Annotated in this window: 8 protein-coding genes; 5 read left to right on the plus strand and 3 right to left on the minus strand. The window is 38.5% G+C overall.

The features are described from left to right. Nucleotides 1-177 precede the first annotated feature (177 nt). The 4 genes from B4F08_RS00170 (at nucleotide 178) to B4F08_RS00185 (ending at nucleotide 4,237) form a co-directional block, all read left to right on the plus strand. A complete protein-coding gene (locus B4F08_RS00170; protein WP_086208837.1) occupies nucleotides 178-1,821 on the plus strand; it encodes a nitrite/sulfite reductase in 1,644 nt (547 codons plus the stop codon). After that, nucleotides 1,814-2,299, plus strand: coding sequence for a DUF934 domain-containing protein (locus tag B4F08_RS00175; protein ID WP_291372307.1), 486 nt, complete (start codon nucleotides 1,814-1,816; stop codon nucleotides 2,297-2,299). Before B4F08_RS00170 ends, B4F08_RS00175 begins: the two co-directional genes overlap by 8 nt. A 105-nt stretch (nucleotides 2,300-2,404) precedes the next feature. Then, nucleotides 2,405-2,758 (plus strand): DMT family transporter, encoded by a 354-nt coding sequence (locus B4F08_RS00180; RefSeq protein ID WP_087528269.1) that lies wholly within the window; start codon nucleotides 2,405-2,407, stop codon nucleotides 2,756-2,758. A 9-nt stretch (nucleotides 2,759-2,767) separates the two neighbouring features. Continuing rightward, a complete protein-coding gene (locus tag B4F08_RS00185) occupies nucleotides 2,768-4,237 on the plus strand; it encodes a hypothetical protein (RefSeq protein ID WP_291372311.1) in 1,470 nt (489 codons plus the stop codon). Between the two features lie 55 nt (nucleotides 4,238-4,292). Here the strand turns inward: B4F08_RS00185 and B4F08_RS00190 are convergent, their stop codons facing one another. The 3 genes from B4F08_RS00190 to B4F08_RS00200 all read right to left on the minus strand — a co-directional run bounded on the left by B4F08_RS00190 (nucleotide 4,293) and on the right by B4F08_RS00200 (nucleotide 6,728). After that, the gene (locus tag B4F08_RS00190) at nucleotides 4,293-4,742 is read right to left on the minus strand and encodes a VOC family protein (protein ID WP_291372313.1); all 450 of its coding nucleotides are present in this window, start codon (nucleotides 4,740-4,742) and stop codon (nucleotides 4,293-4,295) included. 184 nt (nucleotides 4,743-4,926) lie between these two features. Next, nucleotides 4,927-6,102 (minus strand): thiolase family protein, encoded by a 1,176-nt coding sequence (locus B4F08_RS00195; protein WP_291372315.1) that lies wholly within the window; start codon nucleotides 6,100-6,102, stop codon nucleotides 4,927-4,929. Nucleotides 6,103-6,203: 101 nt separating this feature from the next. After that, on the minus strand, nucleotides 6,204-6,728 hold the full coding sequence (locus B4F08_RS00200) for a GspH/FimT family pseudopilin (RefSeq protein WP_086208832.1): 525 nt from the start codon (nucleotides 6,726-6,728) through the stop codon (nucleotides 6,204-6,206). Nucleotides 6,729-7,102: 374 nt separating this feature from the next. Here B4F08_RS00200 and omp38 point away from each other — a divergent pair. Continuing rightward, on the plus strand, nucleotides 7,103-8,025 hold a 923-nt coding region (omp38, locus tag B4F08_RS00205), incomplete at its 3' end, for an outer membrane protein Omp38 (protein ID WP_291372318.1).

An 8,025-nucleotide genomic window follows, 5' to 3' on the forward strand; every position in this document is an offset into this window, starting at 1 on the left:
TAAGTATCTAATAAAAAATACTTTAATCAGAAAAAACCTTTAGGATTAGGGACAAACCGTGCATCTACTTATCCTTATCAATAAAACAGCTATGAAATATGTAAAAAACGCATTTTGTTGATAGTTTAAATCTCGTTATGCTGTCAGCCGTTATAATGAAACTACTAGCTGTACGCCATGTATTTATATACTGATTTCGATCAGCAACTGATCAATGAACGTGTTGCACAGTTCCGTGACCAAACGGAACGTTATTTAGCTGGAAAACTCACTGAAGATGAGTACCGCCCATTACGTCTTCAAAACGGTCTCTATGTACAACGCTATGCGCCAATGTTACGTATTGCTGTGCCTTATGGCTTAATGAACTCAACGCAATTGCGCAAAGTTGCAGAACTTGCAACTGAGTTTGACCGTGGTTATGCACACGTTTCAACCCGTCAGAATATTCAGTTTAACTGGCCTGCGCTAGAAAATGTTCCAGACATGCTTCAAGAGCTTGCTTCGGTACAAATGCATGCGATCCAAACTTCGGGTAACTGTATTCGTAACACGACTACAGACCAATATGCGGGTGTGGTTGCTGGTGAAGTAGCTGACCCACGTCCTACCTGTGAATTGATCCGTCAATGGTCAACCTTCCACCCAGAATTTGCTTTCTTGCCACGTAAGTTCAAGATTGCTGTATCAGCACTTGAAGAAACCGATCGTGCAGCGACCTCATTCCATGATATTGGGGTGTATATCGTTAAAAATGAAGCGGGTGAGATCGGCTATAAAATTAAAGTCGGTGGTGGCTTAGGTCGTACCCCTGTAATTGGTAGTTTCATTCGTGATTTCTTGCCACGTGAAGACCTGATTGCTTATTTAGAAGCCGTACTACGTGTTTATAACTTACACGGTCGCCGTGATAACAAATACAAAGCACGTATTAAAATTTTAGTGAAAGCGTTAACTCCTCAAGTCTTTGCTGAAAAAGTCGAAGCTGAGTTTGCGCATACCATTAAAACTTTAAAGATTCAGCCTGAAATTTTGCAGAAATTAGACGAAGAATTTATACCGTTTGATTATCAAGATTATGCAGATGAAGATTTTTCTGAACAGTTTGCTACGCATCCAAAATTCAAACAGTGGTTCAATATCAATACCAATGCTCACAAAGTGAAGGGCTACCGTATTGTAACGATTTCGTTGAAGCGTACAGGTATTGCACCGGGTGACGTGACCACGGAAGAAATGAATTTGATTGCAGATCTTGCAGACAAATACACCTTTGGTGAATTGCGGACCACGCATGAGCAAAATATTTCTTTGGTCGATGTGCCTCAGAAAGATTTGTTTGAGCTTTGGACTATTCTTGAGAAAAACAATCTAGCACGTGCGCACATTGGTTTCTTAACAGATATTATCTGCTGCCCAGGCGGTGACTTCTGTTCATTGGCAAATGCAAAATCAATTCCTATTTCTGAAGCGATTTCACGTCGTTTTGATGACTTAGATACCATTTATAACCTCGGCAAACTGGATCTGAATATTTCAGGTTGTATGAATGCATGTGGTCATCACCATGTGGGCAACATTGGTATTTTAGGTGTAGACAAAAAAGGTGCTGAGTTCTACCAAATCACTTTGGGTGGTAATGCAGACCATGATGCTTCGATTGGCGATATCTTAGGCCCATCATTTGCAGCTGAAGTGGTACCAGACATCGTTGAAGAAATTTTAAATACCTATCTTGACCTTCGAAATGAGGGTGAAGAATTCATTGAAACTTATCGCCGTGTGGGCATCCAACCCTTTAAGGAGCGTGCATATGCTTAATACAGCACTACAAGTCCTCTCTAAAGATGGCACGATTGCCGACAACACTTACCAAGTGATTGGTGAAGGTGGTGTTTTACCACAAGGTGATGTGGTTTTAACGGTTGAGCAGTTAGATCAATTGGCTCAAGTTTCGGGTAAAAAAGCACTACTGGTGACAGTCGATGCTTCACCTGAAACGCATGAGTTCCCTTTAGATCAGCTAGATGCCATATTTATTGATTTTGCTGGTTTTAACGATGGTCGTGGCTATTCATTTGCAGCGCTATTACGTCGCCAAGGTTTCCAAGGTGAACTACGCGCAACAGGTGATGTGTTTAAAGATGTCTTGAACTACATGAAACGTTCAGGCTTTGATACCTTTGTTGTTAAAGAAGGCAAAGACATTCTTGAAGCAGCAGCGGGTTTAAATGATTTTAGAAATCCGTATCAAGCATCAACAGCCGTTGCTCAAGCCAGTTATCAAACAGGCGCTTAAATTTTTAGGCAAGCATTGAAAAGCTGGACTTTAGTCCAGCTTTTTTGTATTTATACGCAGCATTTTTGATGAACAAATTGAAGAAAAAAAGCAGGAAAATTTGACATGATGGCACTCTTTGCAAAGATTAATCCTGGTGTTATTTGGCTACTCATCGCTATTGCTACAGATGTACTTTCGACTTTTTACTCTGCAAAAGGCAATGGCTTGGTCAATAAATTGGATCAAGGCATTGCGCTAGTGCTGTACATGATTTCTTTTGCATGCGCTGCCTATGCTTTAAAATTTATGCAAGCAGGCATTTTATATGTGCTGTGGTCTGGTATTGGTGTCATCGCCACTGCACTACTGGCCAAGACATTTTTAGGACAAAACATAGATCTAGCAGGATGGCTTGGTATCGGTTTTATTACTGTGGGGCTCACTATTATTGCGCAATTCTCAAATATTGATGTTTGATAATCGACAGTGAATGACAGCTATTTCATAATTTGTTATAAAAATAAAATTCTTTCATTAAAAAATAAAATGTTAAACTTTTTAAAAAAGCTCTTTGGTTTGTCTGAGCAACATATAAATGCATCTAATGTATTTGAAAAGCAGTCCGTTGAATGTTTAGAAGAACAATCTTCTTATGTAATTATGCCAAAAATAAAAAATGAAAATCTTGAAGAAAGTTCTTTAGATGAATTGCTTTGGCAGCTTAGAAGTTATGATGGGTATATACGTCAGAGTACATTAGAACAACTGCAAGACTGTTATGAGACTGCACTTTTTCCAGCTTTATTATTTCGGTTAAGTGACTATGTTCCAATTAACCAAAAGTTGGCAGCTATACACTTGCAACGGTGGAGTGAAAGGCCTGAATTTAGTCGGCTCTGTGTTGATTATTTTTTAGATATTGCGGCGATACAAAAGCGAATACGCGTTGTTACTGAAGTTGAAGAATTATTATTGAAAGAGGTTGCTAATAATAAAAGTTATTTGCAAGACACCTTGATTTCATTACAAGGAGAACTTCCTCGTATTTTGTTGGTTTATATCAAAAAATACCAATGGGTTGAACATGATTACTTGATTGAATTATGCAAAGTTGCGAAAGACCAAATAGTCCGTAAGTTTTGGCTTGATTTTATTATTCAAACTCAATCAAATCAGGATCTTTGGGTTGAACTCCAAACTTCAAAATTTCGAGATGTGCAGTATTGTTTATTTGATGTCTTGTATCATAGAGGTGTTTTAACAACGGATGATTTAATTAAGCTTTGGCACAGTCATTATTTATCTATAATGGATTATGCATATTTTGCTTTAAGGCAATGTCAATTTGATTTTAAAGAATATTTTACTCAATATTCTATTGATAGTTTAAACCGACAACAGCTGAAAATTAGAGCTTTTCAATGGATTCTATGGAAAGGTGATTTACCTCATTTTTTTCATATTATTGAAAAAATGGAATCTCAAAAAGTTGCAAATGCATTGGTCTTATTTGCATTGAAACAAAAAAATATCAAACTAAATCAATATTTAGAATATTTTCATTCTACTCAACAAATAGTGTCACCATCTCAATTTATTAAAGCAAAAGGATATTGTGATACCCAGCCTACTTTAGATGAATTAAAACAGTATTTATGCTTAGTCGAAGGAAGTTTGTCATTTCAGCAAAAATTAGACTTAACGCAAGGTTATAGTTTATGGGATCAGCTTTATTGGTTTGTTACGCAGCAAAAATTTATAGAAACTGAGAAAGATCAGCAGAGCTTTTACTATCATTTACGGTGTCGTCTACAATTTCTTAGTTATGAAACCTATCCACCGAGATGGACTGTACTTCAGAAAAATGAAGTGAAACAACATTTACCAACTTTTATGAAACAATACCCTGAGATTTTTGAAGATATTGGAGTTCGTAAAATATTAGAAAACATATAAATAGAGAAATAATAATGTAATATCAATTTGAGATTGCATTATTACAAATATGCAATTATCCATCTAGTTGGCAATTCACCATCCATTTAATTCCAAACTGATCAGTAAATGCGCCATAGAGTGCACCCCAAAAGGTTTTCTCTAGAGGCATCTCTATTTTTCCATTGATTGAAAGTGCATCAAATAAACGTTTTGCATCGGCTTGCTCATGGGCTTCCAAATTGATCGAAATATAATGGTTATTACCTACTGTAAATACAGTATTGCTTTGAGCACAAAACTGATCATTCGTGTCGGATGCCATAAGCACTGTTGTTTCGTTAATCGGTAATGAAACATGCATGATTTTTTGTTGGTCAGCTTTGGAAAGGGTGACTGAACTTTCATCTGAAGGTAAATCTCCATAACGCATGAACGTTGCAAACTCTCCACCAAAGACAGATTTGTAAAAATTAAAAGCGGCTTCGGTTTGACCGTCAAAGTTGAGGTAGTGATTCAGTTGCATTGTCTTATCCTTGTTGTTTTTTTTCGTCGTTATTTTAACAAGTCGTTGAGATCGACCATAATACAATCTTGTAATAGAAAATCCCCCGAAGTCGAAGGATTCTCATAAATGTCGCTTTTATATCAGCTAATCATTCAATCTTTTATTGTATAAAATATGTCAATAAAAGAAGGTTGCTTGCATCTTAAAGTAATTCAATCGCGACAGCAGTCGCTTCACCGCCGCCGATGCATAGTGCTGCAATCCCTTTTTGACCACCTGTGCGTTTAAGTGCATGAATTAAAGTGAGGATAATACGTGAGCCTGTTGAACCGACAGGGTGACCCAGTGCGCAAGCTCCACCATTGATGTTCACTTTTGCAGGATCAAGCTTGAAGTCATCTATTGGACACATGGTCACCATTGCAAAAGCTTCATTGATTTCCCAAAGGTCGACCTCTTGTGCATCCCACCCCGTTTTTTTCAGTACTTTTTCAATTGCACCGACGGGTGCAATGGTGAATTCTGATGGATGTTGTGAGTTCGATGCATAAGCCACAATTTTTGCTAATGGTGCTAAACCTTTGTTCGATGCATTTTCTGCTGAAGTTAAAACCAATGCCGATGCACCATCCGAGATTGAACTTGCATTTGCCGCAGTGATGGTGCCGTCTTTAGCAAAAGCAGGGCGAAGGCTTGGAATTTTTGCAATGTTGGCATTGAACGGTTGTTCATCTTTATCTACAACTACATCGCCTTTACGCGTTGAAACGGTTACAGGAACAATTTCATCGGCAAAGTAACCTTCGTTGACCGCTGTTTGTGCGCGCTCTAAAGAGCGAATCGCGAAGGCATCCATTTGCTCACGCGTATAGCCACGAGTATTGGCCATATCTTGTGCAAAAGAACCCATCAAACGGCCTGTTTCAGCATCTTCTAAACCATCAAGGAACATGTGGTCTTTGACATCGCCATGTCCCATACGGTAGCCCGCACGCGCTTTGGTTAAAATATAAGGTGCATTTGTCATCGACTCCATGCCACCTGCAACAACAATATTTGCAGAACCAGCTTTGATCATGTCCGCCGCTTGCATAACTGCTTTCATACCAGAACCACAGAGCTTATTAATGGTTACGGCACCTGTTGAATCAGGTAAACCAGCTTGGCGCATAGCTTGGCGTGCTGGACCTTGCTTTAAACCGGCAGGTAGAACACAGCCCATAATGACTTCTTCTACATCGTTTGCTTGTAAGCCTGCTCGAGCAATCGCTTCTTTGATGGTCACAGCACCGAGTTCAGGCGCAGTTACGCTTGCTAAACTGCCTTGAAAACCACCCATTGCGGTACGTGCACCATTTACAATCACGATGTCTGTCATTTTCTTCTCCGAAATCACTTATCTGTTTTGTTGGAAACTTAAGCAGTATATGCAAATTTTTTAGAGTGAAAAGCTGAAAACGTGATTATGGACTCATGGGTCTAGTTACAGGTATTGAGTGGTTCGGCTCGGAGCTGTCCCATTTTGCTCATGACCAGTTTAAAATGATCTGAGCTTTGCAAAGAGCAATAATAAAAAGTTCCATTTGAGCCGAGAGGGAGACCATTTTCAGCTTTAAAGCTTAAGGATGGAAGGTTGAGTGTGCCTCGCCAATCAAGATTGCCATATTTGAGCTGTTGCTGTTCTGTCCGAATAATGGTTTCAGTGGGATCTACTCGTCGGTTTTTATTATTATCGATAAATACAATAAAGCCTGTGTTCCATTGATGATTCTGGCATTGAACGAGGTCTTGACTTGGACAAATGGTGATATTTTGATGTTGTAAGTTGGCTATATTCTTGGCTGCCTGAATACTATTTCTTAATATATTCAGCGTCTTGCTTCGCTCTTGTGAGGCCATGTGTTGATGAAAATATGGCAGGGCGAGTGTGCAAATGATGGCAAGAATAGTGATGGTAATCACAAGTTCAAACAAAGTTATCCCTTTTTTATTGATATAAAACATGTATTTATCCGTATTTTTTATTCTAAGATTATTTTTTATTTATTAAAGCTTTGTTTATCAAACAAATTTTATACATAATTAGTAGTACTCAACTTGTTCAAAAAGCTGTTAAAATGTATGACAAGTGAAAATAAGCGATTCGCAACTAAAAATTGAGTAAAAAATTACCGAATTACAACGGAAATTGTAAGTAATTTTGTCAATAATTTACTTGATTAAAGTTATCAAGCACTTGGAAAAAAAATAAAGTGTTTGTATGATTCATTGCGAATAGCTTAAAAATAAAACTGGGGTATAAAAAAACCTATCTCAGAATGGTTAAATAATTTTAAGCTTAGCTTGAAAAACAATTGTTATCTCTGGAGGATAAATCCATGAAAATGAGTCGTATTGCATTAGCAATGCTCGTAGCTGCTCCTTTAGCTGCTGCAAACGCGGGCGTAACTGTTACTCCATTAATGCTTGGTTACACTTGGCAGGACAGCCAGCACAATAACGGTGCTGCTGATCACTTAACAGATGCTCCTGAACTTCAAGACGATTTATTCGTTGGTGCTGCTCTTGGTGTTGAATTGACTCCATGGTTAGGTTTCGAAGCTGAATACAGCCAAGTTAAAGGTGATGTAGACGGTTCATCAGTTGCAGGTGCTGAATACAAGCAAACTCAAATCAATGGTAACTTCTATGCTACTTCTGATTTGATTACTAAAAACTACGACAGCAAAATTAAGCCGTACGTACTTTTAGGTGCTGGTCACTATAAATATGACATCGATGGTATTGCTAAAGACGAAGAAGGTACTTTAGGTAATGCTGGTCTTGGTGCTTTCTGGCGCTTAAACGACGCTTTATCTCTACGTACTGAAGCTCGTGCTACTTACAACATTGATGAAGATTTCTGGAACTACACAGCACTTGCTGGTCTTAACGTAGTTCTTGGTGGTCACTTGAAGCCTGCTGCTCCTGTAGTAGAAGTTGCTCCAGTTGAGCCTGTTGTGCCTGTTGAACCACAACCGCAAGAGTTAACTGAAGACCTTAACATGGAACTTCGTGTGTTCTTTGATACAAATAAATCAAATATCAAAGACCAATACAAACCAGAAATCGCTAAAGTTGCTGAGAAGTTAGTTGAATATCCAAACGCTACTGCTCGCATCGAAGGTCACACAGACAACACTGGTCCACGTGCATTGAACGAACGTTTATCTTTAGCTCGTGCTAACTCTGTTAAATCGTCTCTAGTAAACGAATACAACGGTGACCCAGCTCGTCTGTCTACTCAAGGTTTCGCTTGGGA

It is taken from the genome of Acinetobacter sp. UBA6720 (assembly GCF_002454215.1).
Classification (GTDB): domain Bacteria; phylum Pseudomonadota; class Gammaproteobacteria; order Pseudomonadales; family Moraxellaceae; genus Acinetobacter.

Coding starts and splice junctions, on each gene's coding strand:
- B4F08_RS00200 (WP_086208832.1), bottom strand. CDS start 6,728: ATGTTTTATATCAATAAAAAAGGGATAACTTTGTTTGAACTTGTGATT.
- B4F08_RS00180 (WP_087528269.1), top strand. CDS start 2,405: ATGATGGCACTCTTTGCAAAGATTAATCCTGGTGTTATTTGGCTACTC.
- B4F08_RS00195 (WP_291372315.1), bottom strand. CDS start 6,102: ATGACAGACATCGTGATTGTAAATGGTGCACGTACCGCAATGGGTGGT.
- B4F08_RS00170 (WP_086208837.1), top strand. CDS start 178: ATGTATTTATATACTGATTTCGATCAGCAACTGATCAATGAACGTGTT.
- B4F08_RS00175 (WP_291372307.1), top strand. CDS start 1,814: ATGCTTAATACAGCACTACAAGTCCTCTCTAAAGATGGCACGATTGCC.
- B4F08_RS00190 (WP_291372313.1), bottom strand. CDS start 4,742: ATGCAACTGAATCACTACCTCAACTTTGACGGTCAAACCGAAGCCGCT.